Genomic DNA, 26,721 nt, shown 5'->3' with positions numbered 1-26,721 from the left:
AGAACCTCGACCCGACCTGCAACCTCTTCACCCGCACCAAGGCCGCCTGGGACGCCGTCAGCGTCCCCGCCCAGACCGGCGACCCGACCTGCACCGGCGGCCAGACCAACGAGTTCTCGCTCGCCCTGAACCCGGCCTCCGGCCAGGCCCAGCCCGGCACCTCGGTCACCTCGACGGTCAGCACCGCGGTCACCTCGGGCGGCGCCCAGTCGGTCAACCTGAGCGCCTCCGGCGCCCCGAGCGGCGCGAGCGTCAGCTTCAGCCCGTCCTCGGTGCAGACCGGCGCGTCCTCCACGATGACCGTCTCCACCAGCGCGAACACCGCGCCCGGCAGCTACGTGATCACGGTCACCGCCAGCGGCCAGGTCAGCCACACCGCGCAGTACACGCTGACGGTCGGCGGCGGCAACCCCGGCGGCAACGCGCCCGACATCAGCGTCACCAACGTCCAGGCGCACCTGGCCCAGTTCAACAGCATCGCCTCGCAGAACGGCGGCAACCGGCGCACCGGCACCTCCGGGTACAGCCAGTCGCTGGCCTACGTGAAGGCCAAGCTCCAGGCGGCCGGCTACCAGGTCTCCGAGCAGACCTGCGGCTCGTGCACCTACACCGCCAACAACCTGATCGCCGACTGGCCCGGCGGCCCGGCCGACCAGGTCACCATGTTCGGCGCCCACCTGGACGGCGTCAGCGCCGGCCCGGGCATCAACGACAACGGCTCCGGCTCGGCCGTCCTGCTGGAGAACGCGCTCGTGCTCGCCCAGCAGAACCCGACCCTGACCCGGCACGTGCGGTTCGCCTGGTGGACCGGCGAGGAGCAGGGCCTGCAGGGCTCGCAGTACTACGTGAGCCAGCTGAGCTCCAGCCAGCGCAGCGCCATCAAGGGCTACTACAACTTCGACATGGTCGGCTCGCCCAACGGCGGCTACTTCATCAACAACGTCAACTCCGCCACCTCGGCGCCGATGAAGGCCTACTGGGACTCGCTGAACCTCCAGCCGGAGGAGAACGTCGAGGGCCAGGGCCGTTCGGACGACGCCTCGTTCCAGTCGGCCGGCATCCCGACCTCGGGCTACGCGGCGGGCGCCAGCGCCACCAAGTCCTCGTCCCAGGCCGCGAAGTGGGGCGGCACGGCGGGCCGCGCGTACGACTCCTGCTACCACTCCTCGTGCGACACCACCAGCAACATCAACGCCACCTTGCTGGACCGCAGCGCCGACGGCGTCGCCTACACCCTGTGGAAGACCTCGGTCGGCGGCGGCCCCAACCCGGGCAACGACTTCTCGGTCGGCGTCAACCCGGCCACCGGGTCCGTCAAGCCGGGTGAGTCCACCACCGCCACGGTGAACACCCAGACCACCTCCGGCTCCGCCCAGACGGTGAACCTCGCCGTCTCCGGCGCGCCGGCCGGGGTGACCGCCACGATCAACCCCTCCTCGGTGCAGTCCGGCGGCTCCGCGACGCTCAGCGTCGCGGTCGGCTCGTCGGTCCCGACGGGGACGTACAACCTGACCGTGACCGGCACCGGTTCGGTCTCCCACACCAGCAGCTACTCGCTGGTGGTCACCTCCGACCCGGGCCCCGGTGGCGGCACCTGGACCCCGGGCACCACGTACCAGGCGGGCGACGTCGTCACCTGGAACGGCGTCAGCTACCGGTGCCTCCAGGGCCACACGGCCCAGGTGGGCTGGGAGCCCAACATCGTCCCGGCCCTCTGGCAGGCGATCTGAGCGGACCGGATCGTCTCCGGGACGGGATAAGGGCGGTGCCGCGGTTCGTCGAGGGGGACGGACCGCGGCACCGCCGCCGTGTGCGCCGGCGGGCTCACCAGGAGCAGTCGGCCTCGCCCTCGATCGCGGCCTCGGCGACCAGCGCGTAGTGGTCCCGCGCGGCGTGCGGCGGGCCGACCCGCAGCACGGTGGGGCCGGCGGCGGTGCGCCGGGTGTAGCAGGTCTCGCCGATCCGGCCGGCCCGCCCGGGCGTCCAGCCGCGGGCGGCCAGCTCGGCCGCGTAGTACTCCTGGACCGGGACCGGCGGGCCGGGGTGGTCGTAGCCGACCGCCGCGACCAGCAGGTTCTCGCCGTCGCCGTCGACGCACTCGGTGGAGACGGCCTCCCCGTCCGGCCTGGCCCCCGCGGGCGCCAGCCGCAACTCCTCCAGCCCGGCGAGGCCCGCGAGCCGGGCCTGCTGCCCGCTGCCGCAGCGGTCGCCGTCCCGCAGGACGAGCACCCCGAGGCCCACGGCCGCCAGGGAGGCCACCAGGCACGCGGCGACCAGGGGCACGGTCCGGGCAAAGGTCTTCTGGCGAGGGGTCGGCACTGCGGACGCTCCGGGAGTCGGGGGTTACCTGTCCGGGTGACCCTAAGGCACGCCGGAGCGGAGGGCCGCTGCCGTAGAGTCGGCGCTGTGACCGCCACCGCGAACCCCGGCTCCCCGTCCGCAGGGCCCGTGCCCGAACTCCCGCCCGAGGCGGTCGAGGAGTGGCGCACCGAGGAGGCCGAGCTGATCGAGCTGCTGGCCCGCACCCGGCAGCGGCTCGGCGGCGTCGCCGCGTTCCGGATCGGCCCGCGGCCCACCGTCCTGGTCACCGACCCGGAGGCCGTCCAGCACGTCCTCGGCCGGCACCCCGAGCGCTACGTCAAGCGCTCGCACCGCGCCCGGGCGATCGCCGGGGACGGCGTGCTCTCCGCGACCGGCGACGCCTGGAAGCGCCAGCGGCGCATGCTCCAGGCGCAGTTCACCGGCCCCGGCATGCGCCGCTACGAGCAGCGGATCGCCGCCGCGGCCCGTCGCACCGCCGACCGCTGGGCCGGGTACGCCCGCACCGGGGAGCGCGTCGACATCGGCGCGGAGATGCGCCACTTCGCCCTGGACACCATCTGGCGCGCGCTCACCGGCCATCCGCTGGACGCCGCCACCGAGCGCGAACTCGACCGCATCCCCGCCGTGGTCGCCGCCCTCCCCCAGCTGCCCGACGGCGACCACGCCCGCGACGCCGTCGCCGGCGACCTCGCCCGGATCGACGCCGTCGCCCACGCCGCCATCGACGCCGCCCGCCGCCGTGAGGACGGCCCGGACGGCCCCGGGGTGCTGCGCGACCTGCTCGACGCCGCCGAGGAGCACCCCGAGTACACCGACCGGCTGATCCGCGACGAGCTCGTCACCCTGCTCGTCGCCGGTCACGAGACCACCGCCACCACCCTCACCTGGCTCCACCTGCTCCTCGACGCCCACCCCGGGGCCCGCGACCGGGCCCTCGCGGCCGGGCCCGAGGGCTCGCCCGAGCGGCGCGAGGCGGTGCAGGCGCTGGTCAGCGAGACGCTGCGGCTCTACCCCTCGGCGTGGATCCTCCCCCGGCACGCGATCGCCGACGACACCCTCGCCGGTCACCGCGTCGAGGCCGGCACCGACCTGCTGGTCTGCCCCTACCTCACCCACCGCGACCCGGCCCTGTGGCCCGACCCGGAGCGCTTCGACCCGGGCCGCTTCACCGCCGGCGGCACCCGCCCCGCCCACCTCGGCGCCTACTTCCCCTTCGGCCTGGGCGCCCGCGCCTGCCTGGGCACCCAGTTCGCCCTGCGCGAGTCCACCGCCCTGCTCGAACTCCTGCTCCCCGCCCACGAGGTGCGCTTCCTGAGCACCCCGCCGGGCGCCGCCTACAGCATCACCGTCCGCCCGGACGGCCCGGCCCCGGCGGTCCTGACGGCGACCGGCGGCCGCTGAGCGCCGGGCCGCCCCGGGGACGGCCGGGCGGCCCTCAGCGGTGCGCCTCCCGCACGCTCGTCAGCAGGGACCGGGCGGCCCGCAGCTTCCCGCCGTACTCCGCCGGCTCGCCACGGGCCAGCCGCTCGAAGATCCGCACGCCCTCCAGCGCCGCGTCCAGGGCGTCCGGTGAACCCGCCCTTCCGGCATCGATCAGGGCGGACACCAGGATGCCCAGCGCCAGGCCCAGATCATCCGGCCGGCGGGTCGAGGAGTCGCCCGCGCCCGGCGCGCGGTGGACGGCCACGGCCGCGCGGGCCGCACCGGCCGCCTCCTGCGGACGGTCCGCCGTCAGCAGGACGGCGGCGAGGAGGCCGAGGGAGCGCCCGTAGCCGGGCCGGTGGGCCGCGGGCTCGGTGCCGGCCAGGTCCTTGCGCACGGCGACGCTGCGCCAGGCCGGGGCCACGGCGTCCCCGGGCCGCCCCATCGCCTGGAACAGGGTGGCGAGGGTCGTCAGGGACATCGCGTAACCGGGCGCGTGGGCCGCCGCGTTGGCCTTCACCAGCCGGCTCCGGAGGGCGACGGACTCCCGCGCCGGGCCGAGCGCCGCCTCGAACCGGCCCACCTCCAGCAGCCGCGCCGACAGGTTGTTCAGCGCCATCGCGAGCCCGGGCCCGTGGGCGGCGGGGTCCTCCCGGGCCAGCTCCCGGTGGAGGTCCGCGGACTCCTGGGCCGCGGCCACCGACTCCCGGGGCAGGTCCGCCCGCCACAGGGCGATGCCGAGGCTGTTGAGGGCATTGGCCAGAGCCGGCCGGTGCACGGCGGGGTTCCGGTCCACGAGCCGGCGGAGGACCTCCACCGCCTCCCGGGTCCTGGCCAGGGCGTCCTGCGGGTCGCCGACCCACCACAGCAGCTCCCCCAGGTTGCCGAGCGCGGCGCCGAGTTCGGATGCGTGGGCGTCGGGGTCCGACGCCACGAGCCGGCGGCCGAGCTCCACGGCCTCCTCCAGCGGGGCGACGGCCTCGTGGCGCCGGCCGCTCCTGGAGAGCAGGGAACCGAGCCGGCTCAGATCGGCGGCCAGGGCCGGGTCGTGGGTCGCGGGATCGGCCCCGGCGAGCCGCCGGGAGATGTCCACGGCCTCCCGCGCCCGGGCCAGGGCCTCCTCGCGCTGTCCCGCCCGCCACAGGGACTCGATGAGGTCGGTCAGCGCCGCGTTGAGACCGGACTCGAAGACGGCCGGGTTCGTCCCGGCCAGCGGCCGGTAGGTCTCCACGGCCCCCCTCGCCCGGGCCACCGCCTCCTCGCTGCGCCCCGTCCTGGTCAGGAGGAAGCCGAGCCGGGCGGCCACCCGCGCGTGGTTGGGGGCGTAGCGCGCCGGCTCGGCCTCGGCGAGCCCCCGCAGGATCGCCTCGGCCTCCCGGGCCGGCTCCAGCGCCTCCCGGTACCGGCCGACCGCGGACAGCACGCTGCCGAGGCCGTCGAGCGCGGCGGCGAAGCCGTCTCCGTGGTCGTGCGGACCGGCTTCGCCGAGCGGCCGGTAGAGCGCCACCGCCTCCCGGGCGGCGGCCAGGGCCTCGGGTACCCGGTGGGCCGCGGACAGCCGGTCGGCCAGGACGCTCAGCCCCCCGGCCAGCGCGGCCCGGAGGTCGGCGTCACCGGGGTCGGCCGTCAGCGACCGGCGGAAGAGGTCGACGCCCTCCCGGGCCGCCGACAGGCCCTCGTCCGTGCTCCCCGCCCTGGGCAGCAGGCCCGCCAGGCACACCAGGGCGCCCGCGAGCCCCCGTTCGAAGGTCTCCGGGTCCGCCTCCGCGAGCACCCGCCAGGCGGGCATGGCGTCCCGGGCGGTGGTGAGCGCCTCGGCGTTCAGGCCCGCGTTGGCCAGCCGCAGGACCAGGCCCTGCCGGACCACGGCGTGCGCCACGGGGTCCTGGGTCCCGGAGAGGCGGTGGACGGCCAGCCGGAAGGCGACCACGGCGGAGCCGGCGTCGAGGTCGGTGTGACGACCGGCGGGCAGCTGGGCCTCGACGGCTTCCAGCACCTCCCGGGGCAGGTCGGGCAGGTCCGCGAGCGCGGCGAGCGCGGCGCCGCCCGCGCGCACCGCCAGCACCGGCCGGGCGCCCAGCAGCGGGGCGATCTGACTGGTCATCAGGTGGGGCCAGCGGGCCGCGGCGGCCGCCAGCACGGTCAGGGCGGTCCGGGTCCAGAACCGCTCCCGCTCCGAATCGCCGGTGCCGAGCAGCCGGGCCGGGACGACCGTCAGCCGGGGATCGGGCTGGTAGGTGCGCACCGTGCGCTGCCCCGGGATCGAGAGGGCGAGGAAGTCCTCGGCCAGGCGGTCCGGGTACAGCGGTTCGAGGAAGGTCGCCGCATCCGGGCCGTCCGGGCCGGGACGGGTCTCGGTGGACTCGGGGTAGGCGGTGGCGTGGTCGCGGAGCAGCCGGTCGGGCGGGAACGGCGCACCGCTGCCGGCCGTCGCCCGGGCGACCGCCTCCAGGGCGTCGTCGTAGGTCTGGCGCCCGATCAGGGCGGCGACGTAGACGCCCCGGCCCAGCTCGACCTGGTCGGCGCCGGTCCGGCCGTGCCGGTGGAGGTCGCGCCAGTAGGCGCCTTCGCGGGTCAGCAGATGGGCGGAGACCTGGGCGGGACTGGCCAGTTCGGGAAGCGCGGACCCGTCGCGCCGGCTCCGGTGGACCGCGTCGACCCAGGCCAGGGCGGCCATGTGGACGGCCAGTGCCTCACGGAAGCCCTCGTCCTCGCCCAGGGACCGGGGCGGCGGCAGGTCGTCGAGGCCGGTGATGCGCAGGGCCTCGGCGAAGCGGGTGCACGCGGCCGTGAACAGCGCGAGCGGGGTGTTGGGCGACGCACCGTCCCCGGCGGTCCCGTCCCCGGCGTCCCTTTCGATCCCGGCGGTCCCTTCGATCCCGTCGGTCCCGGCGGTCCCGTCGGCCAGCGGGCCGAGCTCCAGCCGGTCGGTGTCGAACTCCATCCGCTCCAGGTCGTGGCCGGCCAGGGTCTGCCACCACACCCCGGCCGCCCGGGCGACCAGCAGCACTCGGGTGCGGTCCGGCTGCCGGGTCGCGTCGGCGCACAGTTCCAGCAGGTCGGCCGCGGGCCAGCGGTCGGCGTAGTCGACGACCAGCAGCGTTCCCGTGCCGCCCGGGACGGGCTCGCCGTCCAGGCGGCCGGGACCGCGCGGGGGCCCGTCGGCCGGGTCGCTCGCGTGCCGGGCCTGGAGCACCCGCCAGCCGAGCGTCCGGCTCCTGCGGGCGAACTCGGTCGCGAGCCGCGTCTTCCCCTGGCCGCCGACCCCGTGCAGCAGCAGCGCCGACACCGGCTCACCGCTGTCGCGCCAGGCCGCCAGCCGGGCCAGCTCGGACCGGCGGCCGGTGAAGTCCACCACCTCGAAGCGGGAGTGGAGCAGCCGCGCGGGCTGCAGGCGGGCCCGCTCGACCGACAGCACCCGGCGGTCGAGCGGAAAGGCGTCCAGCTTGTACAGCGGGCGTTCGTTGTGGACGGTGATGCCGACGTCGCCGGAGACGTCCTTGATCAGGAAGACCGAGCCGTGGACGACCGAGTCCGCCACCCACTGGTCGCCCTGCCGCAACCGCTTCCGGCCGATCACGCCTCGATCTCCGCATCGCCCGCCACGCCGTCGAGCTGCACGACCGAGCCCCCGACGGTGGAGCGCTCGACGAACTGGCCCCCGGCGGCGGCCCGGACGGCCGTCGGCGGCGCGCCCGGAGACGGGAGCGGGGGCGGGGGCGGAGCGGCGGGTCCGTTGCGGACCGTCAGCCTGACGCCGCCACGCGCCCCGGAGATCTGGACGACCCCGCCGCCGACGGCGCTGCCGACGACGGCCTGCCGGGACACCTCACGGCGCTCCCCGGCCCCGGCGAAGGACCTGCCGCAGAGCGCCGCCGGTCCGGCCGCGGCGGCCCCCGCCCCCACGCCCAGGGCCAGCCGGGCCCCGATGTCGTGCACCCCCAGGAGCGGCCCGAGGACCCCCGCGACGATCCACGTCACGGTGCCGAGGGCCAGGACCGCGGCCAGCCCCGCCCCCCACCGTCTCCACCCCTGCCTCATCCGGCTCTCCCCCTGTCCCACGGGACCGCCCGGCCCTCGCGCCCGGCATGCGCGCCGACGCACCTCGGCGGAACCCCACTTATCCCGTACTCGCCGGGCAGCGTCAAACCCGGGGAGGAGCAGTGGCCGGCCGTGCCGTCCGGGGCTGATCTCCCGGCGCCGCGGCCTCCGGCGGGAGCGCGACGCACCGCCACCGTCCCGGGCCGCCCGTCGGCCGCCGCATCCTGCGCGACGGCTGACGCACGGGACGCCGGGCCGGGTCGCGGCTATGCTGCGGCGCATGGACATCGTGATCCCGCTCTTCGAGGGTTTCGAACCGCTCGACGCGATCGGCCCGTACGAGATCCTCGCGCTCGTGCCGGGTGCCACCGTCCGCTTCGTCACCGGCGAACCGGGCCTGGTCCGGGACACGTTCGGGGCGCTGCCGGTGCACGTGCCGACCGCGTACTCCGAGGTGGAGCGCTGTGACGTCCTGCTGGTCCCGGGCGGCGGCGGCATCCGGCCGATGCTCGCGGATCCCGCCTTCCTCGACTGGGTGCGCCGGATCCACGCCGGCACCCGGTTCACCACCTCGGTCTGCACCGGTGCCGTGGTGCTCGGCGCGGCCGGTCTGCTGAAGGGCCTGACCGCGACCACGCACTGGTCGGCGACCGCCGAACTGGAGTCCCACGGCGCCGTCTACACCGCCGAGCGGGTCGTCCGGCACGACCGGCTGATCACCGCCGCCGGGGTCTCGTCCGGCATCGACATGGCCCTCCGGCTGTCCGCCCTGCTCACCGACGACATCACCGCCCAGGCGATCCAGCTCTGCACCGAGTACGACCCGCGACCCCCGTTCGACACCGGCTCGGTGGCCAAGGCCCCGGCCGAGGTGCTCGAACGCGCCGCCACCCTCGGCTGAGGGCCGCCGTCCGGCCGGGCCGGTTCCACCCCGGCCGGACGGCCCGGCTCGTCGTGGCTCACCGCACCCCACCGGTCGACGGCCGGTGGGGTGCTGCGCATCGGACCGGGCCGGGCCGGGCCGTCGACACCGTCGGGGTCCCTCGCGCCCCCTTCGGCGCGCGGCCGGAGCGCGCGCCCCGGGCGCGCGCCGACACCCCCGCTGCCGGGGAGGCGTGCGGCGGCAGACGGGTAGGACAGTGGAGACCGGGAGCGGCGCCGCAGCACGGGCGCCCCTCCCACGACCGTTGCCCGCCCATCGTTCCATCGTTCGCACAAGGACGTGCCCATGAAGGACGACCCCGCCCAGCTCGCCGTCATCGACCAGATCCGCGCCGCCGGTGAGCACGCCGAACGCCTGCTCCTCGCATCGGGCCGCCCGGCCCCGGTGCGGACCACCCCGGACCGGGCCGCGCCGTGGTTCCGGGAGACCCGGGCGGTGATGCTCCGCGCCGAGGGGGACGGCACCCTGCGCCACTGCGGCCACCTGACGGCCCCGCAGCCGACCGTCGTCCTGGCGGAGGCGGCGGACCGGCTGGTCTGCTGGGACTGCTACACCAAGGCGCAGGCGCTGCGCCGGTGCCACCTCTGCGGCCGGGCGGCGGGGACGCGGTCCCTGGACGGCGGCGTCGAGGCGGTGGTCCGCGGCCCGGCGGCCGTCTACTCGCGCATGATCTGCCGGGCCTGCGCCGAACCGGCCGGCCCCCGGGGCACCTTCGGCAACGGCCCCTGACCTGCCCCGCCTCAACGGCCCGGTGTCAACGGCCCGGTATCAACGGCCCCGTCCCAAGGCGGGTGCCGGTGTCGGATCGTCGGGCCGTGGTGCACGGTCCGGCCCTCCGGCCCTCCCCCGCGAGGCCGCCCCGCATGCCCGCGGGCGGTGCCCCCTCGCTCGTCCGAGGGGGCACCGCCCGCGGCGGGCGCGGCTCAGCCGCGTTCGACGTCGACCTCCGTCAGCCGGGCGAAGCGCTCGGGATCGGTGCGCCGGATCCGCCGGGCGACCAGGTAGCCGGCCAGGGCGACGAGCGGCAGCGGGAGCAGCAGGACGGCGTTCACCACACCCGAAGCCCCGGTCAGCAGGCTGAAGTTGAAGACGGCGAGCACCGTCAGCAGGGCCAGGCCGGCGGCCGCCAGCAGCGGCGCCCAGACCACCCGGAAGGCCGACATGCCGCGCCGGTCGCGCCGGAAGAACGCCCAGACCGCCACCGCCGCCAGCGCCTGCATCGCCATGATGCCGAGCACGCCCACGCTGTTGGACCAGAGCAGCACCACCAGGTAGGGGTCGGCGGCCAGCACCGCGCCCAGCAGGATCACCAGGGCGTTGAAGCCGCTCTGCACCAGCACGGCGGGGCCGGGCGAGCCGGTGCGCTCCGAGATCCGGCCGAGCCGGCGGGGCAGCAGGCCCTCGCGGCCCAGCGCGTAGAGGTAGCGGGCGGCCGCGTTGTGGAAGGCCAGGGTCGAGGCGAAGGCGCTGACCACGATCAGGACATGCATCGAGTCGGAGAGCCAGAGGCCGACGAAGCGCTCGGCGGCGGTGAAGGTGAGGTCCGGCCCGTCGGCGGCGCGGGCGGCCGCGACGGCGGCGTCGGTGCCGTACGCGCCCATCACGATCCAGGTGCCGAGGGCGTAGAAGACGGCGAGGAAGCCGATCGCGATGAAGGTCGCCCGGGGCACCGTGCGGCGCGGGTCGCGGGCCTCCTCGGCGTAGATCGCGGTCGCCTCGAAGCCGGTGAAGGCGCCGATGACCAGCACGAACATCCCGGCGACGCCGCCCTGGGCGAGCAGCGAGGGGTCGAAGGAGACCGGGTCGAGGGCGGCCGTGCCGCGCTCGGAGAGCACCCCGCCCTCCATCACCAGCAGCGACAGCACCTCCAGGACCAGCGCGACGCCGAGCACCTTGGCGCTGAGCGTCACCTTCAGCCAGCCGAGGACGCCGACCACCACCACGCAGGCGCCGGACAGCAGCCACCACGGCACGTGCGCGCCGGTGCGCTGCTCGATGTGCCCGGCCGCGAAGTAGCCGAAGGCGGCGGCCACGCCGGGGGTGATGAGGTTGTAGCAGACCACCGCGACGTAGGCGGTGATCACGCCGAAGGTGCGGCCGAGGCCGCGTGCGACGTAGGCGTAGAAGGCGCCGGCGTTGCGCACGTAGAGGCTCATCGCGGTGAACCCGGCGGCGAACAGCACGAGCAGCGCGCCCGAGATCAGGTAGGCGGCGGGGGCGGAGGCGCCGCCGACGCCGATGGCGAACGGCGCGATGCCCGCGAGGACGGTCAGCGGCGCGGCGGCGGCGACCACGAAGAAGACCAGGTCGGTCGTGCCGATCTGGCCGCCCGCGAGGCGGCCGGGCGCGGAGGCGTCGGCGGCGCGGGCGGCCGGGGCGGTGGTGGCGGCGGGGGCGGGCCGGGTTCTTTCCGCGGAGGAGTTCACGGTGGGGGGGCGTCCTTCCAACAGGGGTGGGGCAGGGGGCCGGGGGTGGGGCCCCGGCGGACCGCGGGGGCGTCAGCGGGTGCGGTCCGGAACGACCCGCCCGCCGTGCAGGACGAGCAGCCGTTCGGGGTGGGCGGCGACCGCCTCGGGGACGGAGCCGGCGGCGACCGCCACGAGGTCGGCCCGGGCGCCGGGCGTCAGGCCGTAGTCGGCGAGGCCGAGGGCGGCGGCGGCGTGCGAGGTCACCAGGTCGGCGGCGAGCCGCAGGTCGCCGTCGGTCATCAGCTCGCCCTGGAGGCCGATGATGGTGGCGCGTTCGAGCATGTCGCCGGTGCCGTACGGCCACCAGGCGTCGCGGATGTTGTCGGAGCCGGCGAACACCCGCACGCCGAACTCGTGCAGCAGCTTGACCGGCGGCATCGACCGGCTCGGGCCGTTGGTCATGATCGCCACCCCGGCGTCCGCCAGCTTCCGCGCGGTGCCGAAGAGTTCGTCGAGGCCGAGGTCGCCCAGCGCGTACGCGTGGCTGACCGCGACCCGGCCGCCGAGGCCCAGGGCCGCGGTGCGGTCGGCGATGTCGCGCAGCTGGGAGGCGCCGACCGGGCCGCCGTCGTGGAGGTGGATGTCCACCCCGGCGCCGTGGCGCCCGGCGAGGCCGAAGACGATGTCGAGCTGGCCGTCCACGTCGCCGTCGAACCCGGCCGGGTCGAGGCCGCCGATCAGCTCGGCGCCCTCGCGCAGGGCCGCGTCCAGCAGGTCCGCGACGCCGGGGGCGGTGACCACGCCGCTCTGCGGGAAGGCGACCAGCTGCACCCCGATGACGTCGCGGACGCGCTCGCGCACCTCCAGCAGGGCGTGCAGGTGGTCGAGTCCGGTGTCCGGGTCGACGTCGACGTGCGAGCGGACGTGGCCCGTGCCGAGCGCCGCCATCCGCCGGGCCAGCGCCTCGGCGCGCTCGGCGACGGGCGCGCGGCGGGCGACCTCGCGGCGCTGGACGCGCTCGGAGGCGATCTGGGTGCGCAGGTCCGCGGTGGGGCGGTGCGGCTGCCAGGGCGCGCCGAGGAAGGTCTTGTCCAGGTGGGCGTGGCCGTCGACCAGGGCGGGCAGCAGCAGCGCGCCGCCCAGGGAGACGGCCGTGGGAGCGCCGGGCCCGGCATCCGGCCGCCGGGCGGACACCGGGGTCAGGGCGGCGATCCGGCCGTCGGCGAGGTGCACGTCGGCCGTGCTGCCATCGGGCAGCGTGGCGTCGAGCAGGAGGTCGGGGGTGATCACATGAGCGTCCAGGATTCGGGGGCCGCGGGGCCGCGGACCGGGCGGGGCCTCAAGCTATCTGGTATACCGAATACCAAACAAGGGGTATCGGCCGCCGATCTGAAATGATCTGGGCAGCCCCGACGACCAGGCGCAGCCCCCACCCGACTGGAGCCTCCGATGACCGATACGCCCGGCGACACCCACCAGTCGCTCCGGGACCTCGTCTACGTCCGGCTGCGCGAGCGGATCATCGAGGGCGAGTACCCCGCCGGCCGCCGCCTGGTCGAACGCGAGCTGGCCGAGACGATGGGCGTCTCCCGCGTGCCCGTGCGCGAGGCCATGCAGCGCCTGGAGAGCGAGGGCTTCCTCACCGTCCAGGCCCGCCGGGGCGCGGTGGTCGCCGGGTTCGGGCCGGCCGACGCCGAGCACTTCTTCGCCGTCCGGGAGTCCCTGGAGGCCCTCGCCGCCAGCCTCGCCGCACAGCACGCCACCCCCGCCGGGCTGAAGAACCTCGAACGCATCCTCACCCGCACCCGCCGCGCCGCCGAGGCCGGCCGGCTGCGCGAGACCGTCGGCCTCAACGCCGACTTCCACCGGGCGATCGTCGAACTCTCCGGCAACCCCCTGCTCCAGGAGATGATGGCCCCGCTCGACGGACGGCTGCGCCGGCTGTTCCGCCTCACCTCGGGCCCCGAGAGCAGCACGCCGATGTGCACCGAGCACGAGCAGCTGCTCGCCGCCCTGCGCGCCCGCGACCCCGAGGCCGCCGCCGACCTCGCCCGCCGCCACGTCGCCGGCACCCGGGCCTTCGCGCTCACCGCCCTGGGGACCTGAGCCCGGGGGGGCGGCCGGCTCCCAGGGTTCTGGGATGGGCAGCGGCACCGCCGGTCAGCAGAATTGGCGTAGACCACTGGAACCCCACCGCCGGGCCCCGGTCCAGGCCCGCGCCCGGCCGACCGGAGGCACGCATGCTGCGAAGAATCACCTGGCTCCTCGCTCTCCCGGCCCTCGTCCTCGCCCTGGTGACAGGTGTCGCGGTGGGCCCGGCGAACGCCGCCTACGAGCACGAATTCCTCCAGGGCTACGGGCAGTTGATCCCGCTGCCGGCGCCCGTCACCCCGCCCGCCACCTGCACCTCCCGCCAGCTGCACCTGAACCCCGGCACCTACGCCTGGACCCTCGGCACCCCGGGCGGCTTCGCCCCCAGCGAGGACCTCCAGGTGCAGGACGGCACCTACGACTGGCGGCTCTGCGTGTTCCCGCGCGCCGTCATGTGGGGTGCGTACACCGAGCTCAGCAAGGTGGGCGGCGGGGCGTACTGGCACAAGGAGACCTCCTTCGACGTCTCCTTCCCGTACACCTACTCCTGGGACTCCATGCTCTACAACTGGGGACCCCTCCAGTGAGGGCGCGCGCGCTCGCCCGGCTGCTCGCCCTGCCGGCCCTCGCCCTGACCCTGGTGGCCGGCCCGGCCGTCACCCCCGCCTCCGCCGTCACCGAGCACGAGTTCCTCACCGGCTACGGACAGGTGGGGCCGCTGCCCGCCCCCGTGACCCCGCCCGAGAACTGCGTGTACCGGACGCTGCACCTGGACGCCGGCACCTACTCCTGGACCCTCAACAGCCCGGGCGGCAGCGCGCCCGCCGACGACATCCAGGTGCAGGACGGCACCTACGACTGGCGGCTCTGCGTCTACCCGCTCTCCCTCGTCTACCTCATCTACACCAAGATCACGCCCCCCGGGCAGGTCTACGGCTTCTCGAAGGAGACCACCTTCTCGACCTCCTTCCTGCACACCGCCACCTGGGGCTCCACGCTCTACCGCTGGGGCCCGCTGTAGGGCGGCCCGTCAGACCGGCGTCCCCCCGCCGACCGGCCGGGGGACGCCGGCGCGGGCCGGCCGCTCGTCAGCGGCGCGCGGTGGACGGGTTGCCGGACGGGGCGTTCGACGGGGTGTTCGACGGGGCGTTGGAAGCGGCGTTGGACGGGGCGGTGGACGACGAGCCCGTGGCGTTCGGGTCGGTCCGGGGCGCCGGGTCGGGGATGTCCGCCATCGGCAGGGACTGCTTCGGGGTGCCGCGCAGCGCCTGGTTCATGGCGTCCCGCCAGATCGGGCCGGGGCCGTCGGCGCCGAACACCTCGGTGCGGCGCTTCCCGTTGATGGTGATGTTGCGCATCTCCACACCGCCGTCGGGGCCGCCGAGCCAGACCGCGGTGGCCAGCTGCGGGGTGTAGCCGGTGAACCAGGCGGCCTTCTTCTTGTCCGAGGTACCGGTCTTGCCCGCGATCTGGCGGTCGCCCTCCAGGTGGAGCGCCGCACCGGTGCCGCCGCTCTCGGTCACGCCGTTCAGGATGGTGTTCAGCACCTGGGCCGTGCTCTCGGAGAACGCCCTGTCGCAGCGGGCGGGCGGAACGGCCACGTCCTTGCCGTCGAGGGTGGTGATGCCGGTGATCGCGACCGGGGCGCAGTACGTGCCGCCGGCGGCGAAGGCCGCGTAGACGCCGGCCATGGTCAGCGGGCTCACCTCCTCGACGCCCAGGGCCATCGAGGGAACCTCGTCCAGCGGCTTGCCGCTGGCCCGGGACGTGATGCCGAGCTTGTTGGCCATCTGCTTGACCGCGCAGAGGCCGATCTCCTTCTCCATCTGCACGAAGTAGGTGTTGACCGAGAGCGCCATCGCCTGCTTCAGCTGGTACGGCCCCTCCTCGCTCGCGGACTCGTTGGGCACCGCGACCTTGGGCTTGCCGGTGTTCCTCCAGGTGCCCTCGCAGGTCTTCATGTCCGGGTAGTCCATCCGGTTCGGCGACGAGTACTCCTGCGTCGGCGCCAGCCCCGCCTCCATCGCCGCGGCCGCGACGACCGGCTTGAAGGTGGAGCCGGGCTGGAAGCCGTTGCCGCCGCCCATCGCCGCGTCGACGCTGAGGTTCACGACGGTCTGGTTCTTCGCCCGGTCGATCCCGTACGGCCGGGTCTGGGCCATCGCGACGATCTTGCCGGTGCCCGGCTCCACCATGGTCGCGGCGGCCGAGACGCTGTCGGTGACCCGCACGTTGGAGCTCACCGCGTTCTGGGCGGCGGTCTGCTTGTCCGGGTCGAGGGTGGTGCGGATGTTCAGGCCGCCCTGGTCCCAGAACTTCTTGCGCTCGGCCGCGTTGGCGCCGAACACCGGATCCTGCTTGACCACCTGCCGGACGTAGTCGCAGAAGAAGCCCATGCCCGCCTGGGCGACGATGCAGCCGTTCTGCGGGTCCTTGTAGTTGAGGCCCAGCGGGGCGGCCTTGGCCTCCTTGGCCTGCTCCTCGGTGATGTGCTTGTTCTCCAGCAGCTTGTCGACCACGACGTTGCGGCGGTTGACCGCGGCCTGCGGGTGCGCCTTCGGGTCGTACTTCGACGGGTTCTGCACCAGGCCGGCCAGGGTGGCGGCCTCGGCGACGGTGAGGTCCTTGTTGGACTTGCCGAAGTAGCGCTGGGACGCGGCCTCCGCCCCGTAGGCGCCGTTGCCGAAGAACGTGATGTTGAGGTAGTTGGTGAGGATCTGGTCCTTGGTCAGCTCCTCCTCCAGCTTGATCGCGACCTTCAGCTCCTGGATCTTGCGGCCCAGGGTCTTGCGCATGGCCTCCTGGACGGCCGCCTTGTCGTCGCCGGCCTTCTCGACGTTGACGTTCTTCACGTACTGCTGGGTCAGCGTCGAGGCGCCCTCGGCGGCGGTGCCGCTCTCCGCGTTCTTGCTGATCGCGCGGAGCACCCCCTTGAGGTCGACGGCGCCGTGCTCGTAGAAGCGGGCGTCCTCGATGTCGACCTGGGCCTGCCGCATGTACGGCGACATCTGCTCGGCGGTGATCACGGTGCGGTCGCGCTCGTAGAGCCTGGCGATCAGCCCGCCCTTGGCGTCGAAGATCTGCGTCACCTGGGTGAGCGGCGGGGTCTTGAAGTCGTCCGGGATGTCGTCGAAGCCCTCCGCCGTGTTCTTGGCCGTCAGCCCGATCGCGCCGACGGCGGGCAGCGCCATGCCGGCCAGCAGCGCACCGGACACCACGCTCACGCCGAGGAAGGCCGCGCCGTGGCGGGCGAAGCGGAGCGGCGACTTCCGGTCGGGCCCGGACACTTCGTCGTCGGCCGGTTCCGCTGTCGGGAGAAGATTCGATTCCATACTTCCTTGATGTCCGGAGGACCGCGAATCGTTGCGCACGGCGGCGGATTCCCACGTCGGTTCGGGCCGGAACCGCCCGAAAGGGCACCTCCGGGGGCAGCCCCGACGCCCGCCCCGGCGGACCGGTCCTGTTTGCTGTCCCTGTCCCTGTCCCTGTCCCTGTCCCTGCCGCTGTCCCTGTCCGCGCCCCTCACCCGGAGCCACCCGTCATGACCACACCCTCGCCCACCGCCGCCGGTCCGCTGTTCGCCGCCGTCGACGTCGGCGGCACCAAGATCGCCGGGGCGCTCGTCGACTCCGCCGGGACGCTCACCCACCGCGTCCAGCTGCCGACTCCGGCGCGGGAGCCGGGCGCCGAGGTGCTGGCCGCGGTGCACCGGGTGCTGGAGCGGCTGGCCGCCGCGCCGCGGTGGGGCGAGGTCACCGCCGTCGGCATCGGCAGCGCGGGACCGGTGGACCTCGCCCGGGGCACGGTCAGCCCGGTCAACATCCCCGGCTGGCGGGAGTTCCCGCTCGGCGCCGAGGTCGCCGCCCACCCCGCCGTCGGCACCCGCCGGGTGACGCTGGCCGGGGACGGCGTGGCGATGGCCGCCGCCGAGCACTGGCGCGGCGCGGCCCGCGGCGCCGACAACGCGCTGTGCCTGGTGGTCTCCACCGGGGTCGGCGCCGGCCTGGTGCTGGACGGCGCCGTGCGCCCCGGCCCCAGCGGCAACGCCGGGCACCTCGGCCACATCACGGTCGACCTCGACGGCGAGCCCTGCCCGTGCGGCTCGCGCGGCTGCCTCGAAGGCCTCGCCAGCGGCACCGCGATCGCCCGGCGGGCCCTGGCCGGGGGCTGGCGGCCCGCCGGGGCGGACCGCTCGGCGCGCGCGGTGGCCGAGGACGCGCGGGCCGGGCACCCGGTGGCGCTGGCCGCCTTCGACCGGGCGGCGCAGGCGCTGGCCGCCGGGATCGCCGCCACCGCCGCGCTGGTGGACCTGCGGCGGGTGGTGATCGGCGGCGGGGTGGCGACGGCCGGACCGGTCCTGTTCGAGCCGCTCGCCCGCCAACTGGAGCGCTACGCCGCCCTGTCCTACGTCCGCGGCCTGGAGGTGCGCCGTGCCGAACTCGGCACCGACGCCGGGCTGATCGGCGCGGCCGCGCTCTGCCGCTGACCCGCCCCGGAGCGGGCGTCCGGGGAGCGGGAACGGTCCCGGACCGCTCCGCGCGAACGGGCGGCTCGGAGGCGCCGTGCGGGTCCCCGCCCGGCCGGCGCCCGGCGGCGACGACGCCGCGGCCGAATTCCCCGCCCCTGCTGCCGGGTTGCGGCTCCCCTGGTCCGCCCCGGCCCCGCCCCGGTCCTCCACCGCCCGCACAACCAAGCAGGATCCTGCCCCAGCAGGATCCTGCCGCTCATCGTCGGGGTCGCGGCGGAGGTCAGCGGGCGCGACGCCCGTCCGGCATCACCGACACGCCCCTGGTGAGGGCGGAGGGGTTCGGCAGACGGCGCCGGACCGGGTGGTGCCCGGAGGACGCCGCGGACAGCGATCCGCGCGGCGAGGCGATCGCCACCCGGGGCGGCACCACGGGAGCCGCTTCGTCGGAGAGGAACCCGGAGAGGAACCGGCGCTCCGACGGGCTGAGCGTGCGGGAGCGGCCGGAGACCGCGTCCCTGGCGACCACGACCGTCCGTGCCCGCATGAATGTGTGCGCGTCACGGCACACCCTGACCACGACGTGCGCGGAACTGCGCCCGAGTCGTTCGACGGTCAACTGCACCAGCAACGGTTCCGGCCGGTGGTACAGCTGCTCCAGATAATCGATCTCGTGCCGCGCGATCAGGAATCCGGACGGGAATAGCGATTCCCGGACGGCGACCGGGTGGTGGCAGAACAGGTCGTAAATTCCCTCCTGGACGTAGGAGACCAGTCGGGCGTTGTTGATGTGCCCGTTCTCGTCGACGTCGCTCCACCGGGTGGGACAGGCCACCACGTGTGCGCCGACGTCCACCGCCTGGGTGGCTGCCGCGCTCACCGCTGCTCTGCCGTGGAACCGGTGAGCAGCAGCGCCCGGCGCAACCGCGCGTAGTAGACGGCGTGTTCGGACGCCATCCGGGCCGCGGTCCAGCCCTCCTCGGCGGCCTCGGCGGCCGCCTCGACGACCAGGCTGTCGAGGACGCCGTCGACCGCCCGGCACAGATCCGCCACCGCCGAGAGGCGGTCGGTGACCTCCGTCCCGCCGAACGCGGCGCGGGCCGGGAAGGCGGCGAGCGATTCCACCGCGAGCCGCAGCTCGTCCACGGTCCCGGACCTGGATTCGGAAACGAAATTTCGCACAGTTCTCTCCCTGAAGGGGTAGGGGTGGGTAGGGGTGGGTTTCTGGATGGTGCGGGCCCGCCGAGCGGGCCCGGATCCCCCCGGCGCCATGGACGCTATCCCAGCCCGGGGCGCTACCGGGAGGTATACGGAACCGGAGCGGAAACTGACCACTATTGGAGTAGTTTGGCGTTGCATAAAATCAGCCGCATCCACCGAATGCCCGCCCGGTCCGGCCCGGTCCCCGCCCCTCCGCCGGCTTCCTCCCCCGGTCGTGCCGCCGGTCCCCGGGATCATCTCCCGCTCCCCCAACTGGTCCACCAGCGCGCCTTGTAGAGGTGCGCACCGGGCAACAGGCGGTGGCCGTCCGGGCGGTGCAGGGTGAGCACCGAGGTGCACCAGGAGCAGGGCCCCGCGTGGTCCGGGGCGGCGGTGAGCAGCCGCCCGCTGCCGGGTTCGTCGCCCACGCTCTTGATGTCCCGCTCGGCCCCCTCGCTCCCCAGGCGTATCCGGGTGAAGCGCTGCTCCGCCGGGTCGAAGCGCCACAGGTGCGCCGCCGTGCTCACCCAGAACCGGCCGGGCGCGGCGAGCACCGGCGCCAGGTCGTGGCCGCCGGGTTCGGGCAGCGGCACCGTCCGCTCGGCGGTGAGCGAGGGCGCGGCCGCGGTGCCGCCCACCCGCAGCGCGGTCAGCGCGTCGTCGCCGAGCGCCCACAGCAGCCGGGCGCGCCCGTCCCAGTGCACCCCGTGCGCACCCGGCAGCCGGTACTCGGCGTGCGCGGTGACCCGCGGGCCGAGCGAGGCGGCGTACAGGCGTATCCAGCCGCCGGAGGAGGCGGCGACGGCCACGTTGCCGTCGGGGAGCAGGTCGGCGCTGTGCGGATTGGCCAGCGGGCCGGTGTCGACGGCCCACGCGGTGGCGCCGCTCCGGACGTCGACGAGGGCCGCCAGTCCGCCGGAGGCGGTCACCACCAGGTACCGGCGGCCGTCCCGCACCCGGGTCTTCGCCTCGTCCGGCGCCTGCCAGCTGCGGCGCGGGTCGAGGTCGCCGAGGTCGCCGGCGGTGTCCGCGGACCAGGACCAGAGCGGGCCGTCGGCGCCGCGCAGCACCAGGACCCGCCGCGAGGCCTGGTCCACCACGGCCACCGCCCACCCCGGCCCGGCGGCCGTCGCCGGCACCGCACCGGCGCTGACGACCAGCGCCGCCAGCGCCGACGTCGCGCGCCACAGCCGCGCCCGCTTCGCCACCGCCGGCACCTCCCGTCGTCCGCTTCCCGCCACCACCGTGCGGCGCGCCCCCGCCGGCCGCCAGCGCACGGCCTCCGACCGGCCTAAGCCCCCGCCTGTCGTACCCGGCTGGTTAGATCGGAACCGAGGGCACCGCGAGTAGAACCGGAGAGACGATGACCACGGGCACGAGGACCGGCGCGCAGACACCCGAACCGCACGCCGCCGACACCCACGACCTGATCCGCGTGCACGGCGCGCGGGAGAACAACCTCAAGGACGTCAGCATCGAGATCCCCAAGCGCCGGCTGACGGTGTTCACGGGCGTCTCCGGCTCGGGCAAGAGCTCGCTGGTGTTCGACACCGTCGCGGCGGAGTCGCAGCGGCTGATCAACGAGACCTACAGCGCCTTCGTGCAGGGCTTCATGCCGTCGGTGGCCCGGCCGGACGTGGACGTGCTGGACGGCCTGACCACCGCGATCATCGTCGACCAGCAGCGGCTGGGGGCCGACCCGCGCTCCACCGTGGGCACCGCCACCGACACCAACGCGATGCTGCGGATCCTGTTCAGCCGGCTCGGGCGGCCGCACATCGGCTCGGCCAAGGCGTTCTCCTTCAACGTCGCCTCGGTCAGCGGGGCGGGCGCGATCACCGTGGAGCGCGGCGGCACCACGGTCAAGGAGCGGCGCAGCTTCAGCGTCACCGGCGGCATGTGCCCGCGCTGCGAGGGCCGGGGCTCGGTCACGGACATCGACCTCACCCAGCTCTACGACGACAGCAAGTCGCTCGCCGAGGGCGCGATCACGGTGCCCGGCTACACCGGGGACGGCTGGATGACCCGGGTCTTCAGCGGCTCCGGCTTCCTCGATCCGGACAAGCCGATCCGCGACTACACCGAGCAGGAGCTGCGGGACTTCCTCCACCACGAGCCGACCAAGGTGAAGATCAGCGGCATCAACATCAGCTACGAGGGGCTGATCCCGAAGGTCCAGAAGTCCATCCTGTCCAAGGACCGGGAGGCGATGCAGCCGCACATCCGGGCGTTCGTGGACCGCGCGGTCACCTTCGCCGACTGTCCCGCGTGCGACGGCACCCGGCTGACCGAGGCCGCCCGGTCCTCGAAGATCGGCGGGATCAGCATCGCCGACGCCTGCCGGATGCAGATCAGCGACCTCGCCGCGTGGGTGCGCGGCCTGGACGAGCCCTCGGTGGCGCCGCTGCTCACCGCGCTCCGGCAGACCCTGGACTCGTTCGTCGAGATCGGCCTCGGCTACCTCTCGCTGGAGCGGCCGGCCGGCACGCTGTCGGGCGGCGAGGCGCAGCGGGTCAAGATGATCCGCCACCTCGGTTCCTCGCTCACCGACGTGACGTACGTCTTCGACGAGCCCAGCACCGGTCTGCACCCGCACGACATCCAGCGGATGAACGGCCTGCTGCGGCAGCTGCGGGACAAGGGCAACACGGTGCTGGTGGTGGAGCACAAGCCCGAGGTGATCGCGATCGCCGACCACGTGGTGGACCTCGGTCCCGGTGCGGGCTCGGCGGGCGGCACGGTCTGCTACGAGGGCCCGCTGGAGGGCCTGCGCTCGGCGGGCACGGTCACCGGCCGGCACCTCGACGACCGGGCGGCGGTGAAGAGGACGGTGCGCACGCCGACCGGCAAGCTGGCCGTCCGTGGCGCCTCCACGCACAACCTGCGCGACGTCGACGTGGACATCCCGCTCGGTGTGCTGGTCGTCGTCACGGGGGTGGCGGGCTCCGGGAAGAGCTCGCTGGTCCATGGTTCGATACCGGCCGGGGAGAACGTGGTCTCCGTCGACCAGAGCCCGATCCGCGGCTCGCGGCGCAGCAACCCGGCCACCTACACCGGCCTGCTGGAGCCGATCCGCAAGGCGTTCGCCAAGGCCAACGGCGTGAAGCCGGCGCTGTTCAGCGCCAACTCCGAGGGTGCCTGCCCGACCTGCAACGGCGCGGGCGTGATCTACACGGACCTGGCGATGATGGCCGGCGTGGCCAGCACCTGCGAGGACTGCGAGGGCCGGCGCTTCGACGCGTCGGTGCTGGAGTACCACCTCGGCGGCCGGGACATCAGCGAGGTGCTGGCGATGCCGGTGACCGAGGCGGAGGCCTTCTTCGCCGCCGGCGAGGCCCGGGTGCCCGCCGCCCACCGGATCCTGACCCGCCTCGTCGACGTCGGCCTCGGCTACGTCAGCCTCGGCCAGCCGCTGACCACCCTGTCCGGCGGTGAGCGCCAGCGTCTGAAGCTGGCCACCCACATGGGCGACAAGGGCGGCGTCTACGTCCTCGACGAACCGACCACCGGGCTGCACCTGGCCGATGTCGAGCAGCTCCTCGGACTGCTGGACCGGCTGGTGGACTCCGGGAAGTCGGTGATCGTCGTCGAGCACCACCAGGCGGTGATGGCGCACGCCGACTGGATCATCGACCTCGGCCCGGGGGCCGGTCACGACGGCGGGCGCATCGTCTTCGAGGGCACCCCCGCCGACCTGGTCGCCGCCCGCAGCACCCTCACCGGCCAGCACCTCGCGGAGTACGTCGGCGCCTGAGCCCCTCCGTGGGCCGCTCCGGCCCGGCCGCGTCACCGGCCGGGCCGGGGCGGCCCGCCTACCGGCCGGCGATGGTGTCGGCGAGGCGGGCGAGGGGCGAGGTGCCGGGGCGGCGGCGGGTGGACTCCCGGCGGTCGGCCGCGTGGTAGGCGGCGTAGAGGGCGTGCACGCCGAGCCAGCGCAGGGGTTCGGGCTCCCAGCGCCGGACGGTGTGGCCGACCCAGGGCAGGCGGGTGAGTTCGGTGTCATGACCGAGCACCAGGTCGCGCAGGGTGCGGCCGGCCAGGTTGGTGGTGGTCACCCCGCTGCCGACGTAGCCGCCGGCCCAGCCGAGGCCGGTGCGCCGGTCGAGGTCCACGGTGGCGCACCAGTCCCGGGGCACGCCGAGCACCCCCGCCCAGGCGTGCTCGATCCGGGCGGAGCGGGCGGCGGGGAAGAACGCGTGGAGGATCTCCCGGAGTTGGCGGACGGTGGCGGGCTGGGTGGCGCCGTCGATGTCCGTCCGGGAGCCGAAGCGGTAGGGGACGCCGCGTCCGCCGAGGGCGATCCGGTCGTCGGCGGTGCGCTGGGCGTACATGTAGGCGTGGGCGAAGTCGCCGAGCACCTCGCGGCCCTCCCAGCCGGCCTCGGCCCAGAAGGACGCCGGGAGCGGTTCGGTGGCGATCATCGCCGAGTTCATCGGCAGCCAGGTGCGCCGTTCCCCCGCGAGGCCCGAGGTGAAGCCCTCGGTGGCGCGCAGGACGTACCGGGCGCCGACGGTGCCGTACGGGGTGACGGCGCGGGGCGTGCGGCCACCGTGGATGGCGGTCACCGGCGTGCTCTCGTACAGCTCGACGCCCAGCCGCTCGACGACGCCGGCGAGACCGGCGGCCAGCTTGGCGGGCTGGACGCGGGCGCCGTACGGGCTCCAGACGCCGCCGAGGGCGCCGGCGACGCGCAGCCGTGCGGCGGTCGCGGCCGCGCTCAGCTCCTGGACGCGGTCGGGGCCGTAGGCGCGCTCGGTCTCGGCGAACGCGCGCAGCCGGGCGAGTTGGGCGGGGGTGCGGGCGACCTCCAGCACGCCGCCGCGCACCACGTCGGCGTCGATGCCCTCCGCGTCGAGGGTGTCGGCGACCTCGCCGACCGCCGTGTCCATCACCCGCTGCATCGCGGCGGCGCCGGCCGGGCCGTGACGGCGGGCGAAGGCGCCGCGTCCGGCGAAGCCGTTGTAGAGCCAGCCGCCGTTGCGCCCGGAGGCGCCGTAGCCGCAGAAGCGCTGCTCCAGGACGGCGATCCGCAGACCGGGTTCGGCCTTCTTGAGGTAGTACGCCGTCCACAGGCCGGTGTAGCCGCCGCCGACCACGCAGATGTCGACCTCCCGGTGGCCGGGCAGCGCCGGTCGCGGCTCGGGCAGCCCGAGCCGGCCCCACCAGAAGGACACCCCGCCGTTCACACCCGTGCCTGCGGATCCCACGGACCCCGACCTCCACCTCGCGCCGACCGTTTCCCGGACGGTACGCCCGTGCGCCGTCCGCGAACCAGCGACAGCCTGCCAGGATCCGGTGCCCGGCCCGGGCACCCTGTCAGGAGAGCAGCCGGTCGAGGACCTCGCCGGCCGGCTCGTCCTCGTCCGGCTCGGCGGCGCAGCGGGTGTCGAAGGCGGCGTCGCGGGCGCGGGCGAGGGTGGTGGCGTCCCGGGCGGGGTCGAGGAAGGCCGCACGCCCGGGGGTCAGGTGCAGCAGGACGGTCCCCTCGCTCCAGTCGGTGGTGAGTTCGACGAGGCCGGTGTCCTCGCCGGCCATGACGTCGGCCAGGCCGCTCAGGACGGTGAGTGCCTGGATCATGCCCGGGAGTTCGAAGTCGACCCGGGTGTCGATGTCGAGGGTGAGGGAGCCGGTGGACCCGTCGTGGCGGAGGGTGAGTGCGCCGTCCTCGTCGAGGTCGCGGAGGAAGGCCGCGTGGTCGCCGTCGGTCCAGCGGTCGCACGCGGCGAGGGCGGCGGGCAGTTCGGCGCGGTAGCGGCGGCGCAGGGCGCCGTCGCGCCAGGGGGCGCAGAGGCCGGCCCAGTCGGGTTCGGGCCGGGCGGAGGCCGGGGCGACGGGTGCGCGCAGATACGCCCGCAGCCGTGCCTGGTCGATGGTGACCGCCGCGGTCACCGTCAGGTACCGCGCCATGTCCGTCCGCCCCTCCGCCGGTGTCTCCTGCCCGGGGTCGATACTGCCCGCCCCCACCGACAGCCGCGGGCGGAGGCGGGCGGGCCGAGCGGGGTGCTCCCGCCGAAGGGGGGACGACACGTGACCGCACGGCGCCCCCGCGCGTTCGGCAGGGTGCCCGTTCCCACGCCCCCGGAGGCCCCCCGTGCGCACCCTCGCCCAGCTCACCGCCCTCACCGCCCTGCTCACCGCCGCCCTCACCGGACCCGCCGCCGCCACGGCCACCGCCACCGCCACCGCCTCGGCCACCGCCGAGCCCGGCACCGCGCCCGCCGCCGCGTCGCAGCCCCGGGAGGTCAACCAGGGCTACAGCATCCCGGTCGGCGCCGTCACCGACCTCGGCGCGCTCCCCGTCCTCGGCGGCCTCGGCCTGGACTTCGCCCGGCTGATGGGGGTGTGACGGGCCATCACCGAGGCCCGCGGGCCCGCCCGGAGGAGCTCCGGGCGGGCCCCGCCGCCGTCGGCCGGGTTTCTTCCGCTGCGAAAGTTAGTAATCCCGACACGCCCCCGACAGGCGGGAACACGCCGCCGCCGTCGTCCCGTCATCACCGGACCATCGCCCGCAACACGGCGTCACACGCCCGCAACACCCCTTCTCACCAGGCAGGACAGGTGATTGACAGGGAGGCACGGGCTTCAGCACGATGAGCGCCGAGCCACTCGCAGCGCCCCGGACCCGGAAGGAGGGCCGATGAGCACCGTTCACCGCACCGCCCCGGCCCTTCGCAGCCGTCGCTGTTGTCGCGGAGCACTCGCCCGCTGATCCCGGCCGCCCGGCCATCGCGTCTCCCCCGGCACCCGTGTGCCGTCCTCCGCCGCACCGCCCTGCCCGCTCCCGTCGGCCCGGGGCGGTCCCGCGCATCCCCCTTCCCCCTCCACGAGAGTCGAGGAACCGCCATGTCCACCGCCACCGCCACCGCCATCGATCTCAAGATCACCCCCGCCGCCGGCCGGATCGGCGCGATCGTGCACGACGTACGCCTCGGCGGCGACCTGCCCGCGGCGACCGTCGCCGCGATCGACGCCGCGCTGTACGAGCACAAGGTGCTGTTCTTCCGCGGCCAGCAGCACCTCGACGACGCCGGGCACGAGGCGTTCGCCCGCCTGCTGGGCCAGCCGGTCGGCCACCCCACCGTCCCGGGCGCCGACGGCCGGTACATCTTCGAGCTGGACGCCACCAAGGGCGTGCGCGCCAACAACTGGCACACCGACGTCACCTTCGTGCCCGCCTACCCCAAGGCCTCGATCCTGCGCGCCCTGGAGCTGCCGCCGGCCGGCGGCTCCACGGTGTGGGCCAACACGGTGGCCGCCTACCAGGACCTGCCGCAGCCGCTGAAGGTGCTGGCCGAGTCGCTGCGCGCCGTGCACACCAACGACTACGACTACGCGGCGAGCCTCGCGCTGCGCCCCGAGCTGGCCGACAACGCCGAGGTCGCCAACCTCTTCCGCAAGGTGTTCGTCTCCACCGCCTTCAAGACGGAGCACCCGGTGGTCCGCGTCCACCCGGTGACCGGCGAGAAGAGCCTCCTGCTCGGCGCCTTCGCCCAGCGGATCCAGGGCGTCTCGGGCGCCGACAGCAAGGCGCTGATCGAGCTGTTCCAGCGGTACGTGGAGCGGCTGGAGAACACCGTGCGCTGGGACTGGCAGGTCGGTGACGTCGCGATCTGGGACAACCGCGCCACCCAGCACTACGCCGTCAACGACTACGGCGACGAGCCGCGCCTGGTGCGCCGGATCACCCTGGACGGCGACCTGCCGACGGGCGTGGACGGCACGCCGAGCCGTCTGCTGGAGCCCGCCGACCCGCCGCGGGTGGCCGGGCTGGTGCCGGCCGAGGAGCTGGAGGCCGAGGCCGCCGGGCGCTGAGCGCCACCGACCCCCCG

The 26,721-nt window shown here is 75.1% G+C and carries 22 protein-coding genes; 11 read left to right on the top strand and 11 right to left on the bottom strand.

The window, feature by feature from the left end; genetic code table 11:
* A partial coding sequence (locus ACF1AK_RS28265) for a M28 family peptidase (RefSeq protein WP_391501657.1) occupies window positions 1–1,730 on the top strand: 1,730 nt, incomplete at its 5' end.
* 94 nt (window positions 1,731–1,824) lie between these two features.
* On the opposite strand, the gene ACF1AK_RS28260 is transcribed toward ACF1AK_RS28265, so the two are convergent.
* On the bottom strand, window positions 1,825–2,319 hold the full coding sequence (locus ACF1AK_RS28260) for a hypothetical protein (protein ID WP_391501656.1): 495 nt from the start codon (window positions 2,317–2,319) through the stop codon (window positions 1,825–1,827).
* A gap of 87 nt (window positions 2,320–2,406) precedes the next feature.
* On the opposite strand from ACF1AK_RS28260, the gene ACF1AK_RS28255 reads away from it, so the two are divergent.
* Entirely contained in the window at window positions 2,407–3,723 is a 1,317-nt protein-coding gene (locus ACF1AK_RS28255) for a cytochrome P450 (RefSeq protein ID WP_391501655.1), read from the top strand.
* 34 nt (window positions 3,724–3,757) lie between these two features.
* On the opposite strand, the gene ACF1AK_RS28250 is transcribed toward ACF1AK_RS28255, so the two are convergent.
* Both ACF1AK_RS28250 and ACF1AK_RS28245 read right to left on the bottom strand, forming a co-directional pair.
* Window positions 3,758–7,324: a tetratricopeptide repeat protein gene (locus ACF1AK_RS28250; protein WP_391501654.1), complete on the bottom strand. Its 3,567-nt coding sequence runs from the start codon at window positions 7,322–7,324 to the stop codon at window positions 3,758–3,760.
* Window positions 7,321–7,785 carry a hypothetical protein gene (locus ACF1AK_RS28245; protein WP_391501653.1) on the bottom strand — a complete coding sequence of 155 codons (465 nt, stop codon included), beginning with the start codon at window positions 7,783–7,785 and terminating at the stop codon, window positions 7,321–7,323. The genes ACF1AK_RS28250 and ACF1AK_RS28245 overlap by 4 nt, the downstream gene beginning before the upstream one ends.
* 280 nt (window positions 7,786–8,065) lie before the next feature.
* Here ACF1AK_RS28245 and ACF1AK_RS28240 point away from each other — a divergent pair, with 280 nt between their 5' ends.
* Window positions 8,066–8,686 (top strand): DJ-1/PfpI family protein, encoded by a 621-nt coding sequence (locus tag ACF1AK_RS28240; protein WP_391501652.1) that lies wholly within the window; start codon window positions 8,066–8,068, stop codon window positions 8,684–8,686.
* 327 nt (window positions 8,687–9,013) lie between these two features.
* The gene (locus tag ACF1AK_RS28235) at window positions 9,014–9,457 is read left to right on the top strand and encodes a hypothetical protein (protein WP_391501651.1); all 444 of its coding nucleotides are present in this window, start codon (window positions 9,014–9,016) and stop codon (window positions 9,455–9,457) included.
* A 194-nt stretch (window positions 9,458–9,651) separates the two neighbouring features.
* On the opposite strand, the gene ACF1AK_RS28230 is transcribed toward ACF1AK_RS28235, so the two are convergent.
* Together ACF1AK_RS28230 and ACF1AK_RS28225 are read right to left on the bottom strand one after the other, a co-directional pair.
* Window positions 9,652–11,154, bottom strand: coding sequence for an APC family permease (locus ACF1AK_RS28230; protein ID WP_391501650.1), 1,503 nt, complete (start codon window positions 11,152–11,154; stop codon window positions 9,652–9,654).
* 72 nt (window positions 11,155–11,226) lie between these two features.
* Window positions 11,227–12,426, bottom strand: coding sequence for an amidohydrolase family protein (locus tag ACF1AK_RS28225; RefSeq protein WP_391501649.1), 1,200 nt, complete (start codon window positions 12,424–12,426; stop codon window positions 11,227–11,229).
* Between the two features lie 159 nt (window positions 12,427–12,585).
* Here ACF1AK_RS28225 and ACF1AK_RS28220 point away from each other — a divergent pair, with 159 nt between their 5' ends.
* The 3 genes from ACF1AK_RS28220 (at window position 12,586) to ACF1AK_RS28210 (ending at window position 14,248) form a co-directional block, all read left to right on the top strand.
* A complete protein-coding gene (locus ACF1AK_RS28220; RefSeq protein ID WP_391501648.1) occupies window positions 12,586–13,242 on the top strand; it encodes a GntR family transcriptional regulator in 657 nt (218 codons plus the stop codon).
* 134 nt (window positions 13,243–13,376) lie between these two features.
* Window positions 13,377–13,814: a hypothetical protein gene (locus tag ACF1AK_RS28215; RefSeq protein WP_391501647.1), complete on the top strand. Its 438-nt coding sequence runs from the start codon at window positions 13,377–13,379 to the stop codon at window positions 13,812–13,814.
* Window positions 13,811–14,248 (top strand): hypothetical protein, encoded by a 438-nt coding sequence (locus tag ACF1AK_RS28210; RefSeq protein WP_391501646.1) that lies wholly within the window; start codon window positions 13,811–13,813, stop codon window positions 14,246–14,248. The genes ACF1AK_RS28215 and ACF1AK_RS28210 overlap by 4 nt, the downstream gene beginning before the upstream one ends.
* A 67-nt stretch (window positions 14,249–14,315) precedes the next feature.
* Here ACF1AK_RS28210 and ACF1AK_RS28205 read toward each other — a convergent pair whose 3' ends face one another.
* Window positions 14,316–16,559, bottom strand: a complete 2,244-nt coding sequence (locus ACF1AK_RS28205) for a transglycosylase domain-containing protein (RefSeq protein ID WP_391501645.1) — start codon at window positions 16,557–16,559, stop codon at window positions 14,316–14,318.
* A 209-nt stretch (window positions 16,560–16,768) separates the two neighbouring features.
* Here ACF1AK_RS28205 and ACF1AK_RS28200 point away from each other — a divergent pair, with 209 nt between their 5' ends.
* Window positions 16,769–17,713, top strand: coding sequence for an ROK family protein (locus ACF1AK_RS28200; protein WP_391501644.1), 945 nt, complete (start codon window positions 16,769–16,771; stop codon window positions 17,711–17,713).
* Between the two features lie 262 nt (window positions 17,714–17,975).
* Here the strand turns inward: ACF1AK_RS28200 and ACF1AK_RS28195 are convergent, their stop codons facing one another.
* The 3 genes from ACF1AK_RS28195 to ACF1AK_RS28185 all read right to left on the bottom strand — a co-directional run bounded on the left by ACF1AK_RS28195 (window position 17,976) and on the right by ACF1AK_RS28185 (window position 20,100).
* Complete coding sequence (locus tag ACF1AK_RS28195) at window positions 17,976–18,572, bottom strand: acyl-CoA thioesterase (protein ID WP_391501643.1); 597 nt, start codon at window positions 18,570–18,572, stop codon at window positions 17,976–17,978.
* Window positions 18,569–18,838 carry a hypothetical protein gene (locus ACF1AK_RS28190; RefSeq protein ID WP_391501642.1) on the bottom strand — a complete coding sequence of 90 codons (270 nt, stop codon included), beginning with the start codon at window positions 18,836–18,838 and terminating at the stop codon, window positions 18,569–18,571. Before ACF1AK_RS28190 ends, ACF1AK_RS28195 begins: the two co-directional genes overlap by 4 nt.
* A gap of 308 nt (window positions 18,839–19,146) precedes the next feature.
* Entirely contained in the window at window positions 19,147–20,100 is a 954-nt protein-coding gene (locus tag ACF1AK_RS28185) for a DUF6528 family protein (RefSeq protein ID WP_391501641.1), read from the bottom strand.
* Between the two features lie 155 nt (window positions 20,101–20,255).
* Between ACF1AK_RS28185 and ACF1AK_RS28180 the strand changes: the two genes are divergently transcribed.
* Window positions 20,256–22,646 (top strand): excinuclease ABC subunit UvrA, encoded by a 2,391-nt coding sequence (locus ACF1AK_RS28180; RefSeq protein ID WP_391501640.1) that lies wholly within the window; start codon window positions 20,256–20,258, stop codon window positions 22,644–22,646.
* A gap of 58 nt (window positions 22,647–22,704) precedes the next feature.
* Here ACF1AK_RS28180 and ACF1AK_RS28175 read toward each other — a convergent pair whose 3' ends face one another.
* Both ACF1AK_RS28175 and ACF1AK_RS28170 read right to left on the bottom strand, forming a co-directional pair.
* Window positions 22,705–24,099, bottom strand: a complete 1,395-nt coding sequence (locus ACF1AK_RS28175; RefSeq protein WP_391501639.1) for an NAD(P)/FAD-dependent oxidoreductase — start codon at window positions 24,097–24,099, stop codon at window positions 22,705–22,707.
* A gap of 109 nt (window positions 24,100–24,208) precedes the next feature.
* On the bottom strand, window positions 24,209–24,799 hold the full coding sequence (locus tag ACF1AK_RS28170; RefSeq protein ID WP_391501638.1) for a hypothetical protein: 591 nt from the start codon (window positions 24,797–24,799) through the stop codon (window positions 24,209–24,211).
* 184 nt (window positions 24,800–24,983) lie between these two features.
* Here ACF1AK_RS28170 and ACF1AK_RS28165 point away from each other — a divergent pair, with 184 nt between their 5' ends.
* Window positions 24,984–25,238 carry a hypothetical protein gene (locus tag ACF1AK_RS28165; RefSeq protein ID WP_391501637.1) on the top strand — a complete coding sequence of 85 codons (255 nt, stop codon included), beginning with the start codon at window positions 24,984–24,986 and terminating at the stop codon, window positions 25,236–25,238.
* A 497-nt stretch (window positions 25,239–25,735) separates the two neighbouring features.
* Window positions 25,736–26,704, top strand: a complete 969-nt coding sequence (locus ACF1AK_RS28160) for a TauD/TfdA dioxygenase family protein (RefSeq protein ID WP_391501636.1) — start codon at window positions 25,736–25,738, stop codon at window positions 26,702–26,704.
* Window positions 26,705–26,721 lie beyond the last annotated feature (17 nt).

The sequence above is a fragment of the Kitasatospora sp. NPDC015120 genome (genome assembly GCF_043080305.1).
Taxonomy (GTDB): domain Bacteria; phylum Actinomycetota; class Actinomycetes; order Streptomycetales; family Streptomycetaceae; genus Kitasatospora.
Note: the sequence above shows the minus strand (reverse complement) of the source record. Positions and strands in the feature narration are given on the sequence as shown.

Bases quoted from the DNA above. Each gene is read 5' to 3' on its own strand.
- ACF1AK_RS28245 (WP_391501653.1), bottom strand. From the start codon at position 7,785: ATGAGGCAGGGGTGGAGACGGTGGGGGGCGGGGCTGGCCGCGGTCCTG.
- ACF1AK_RS28240 (WP_391501652.1), top strand. From the start codon at position 8,066: ATGGACATCGTGATCCCGCTCTTCGAGGGTTTCGAACCGCTCGACGCG.
- ACF1AK_RS28235 (WP_391501651.1), top strand. From the start codon at position 9,014: ATGAAGGACGACCCCGCCCAGCTCGCCGTCATCGACCAGATCCGCGCC.
- ACF1AK_RS28220 (WP_391501648.1), top strand. From the start codon at position 12,586: ATGACCGATACGCCCGGCGACACCCACCAGTCGCTCCGGGACCTCGTC.
- ACF1AK_RS28215 (WP_391501647.1), top strand. From the start codon at position 13,377: ATGCTGCGAAGAATCACCTGGCTCCTCGCTCTCCCGGCCCTCGTCCTC.
- ACF1AK_RS28205 (WP_391501645.1), bottom strand. From the start codon at position 16,559: ATGGAATCGAATCTTCTCCCGACAGCGGAACCGGCCGACGACGAAGTG.
- ACF1AK_RS28200 (WP_391501644.1), top strand. From the start codon at position 16,769: ATGACCACACCCTCGCCCACCGCCGCCGGTCCGCTGTTCGCCGCCGTC.
- ACF1AK_RS28180 (WP_391501640.1), top strand. From the start codon at position 20,256: ATGACCACGGGCACGAGGACCGGCGCGCAGACACCCGAACCGCACGCC.
- ACF1AK_RS28170 (WP_391501638.1), bottom strand. From the start codon at position 24,799: ATGGCGCGGTACCTGACGGTGACCGCGGCGGTCACCATCGACCAGGCA.
- ACF1AK_RS28160 (WP_391501636.1), top strand. From the start codon at position 25,736: ATGTCCACCGCCACCGCCACCGCCATCGATCTCAAGATCACCCCCGCC.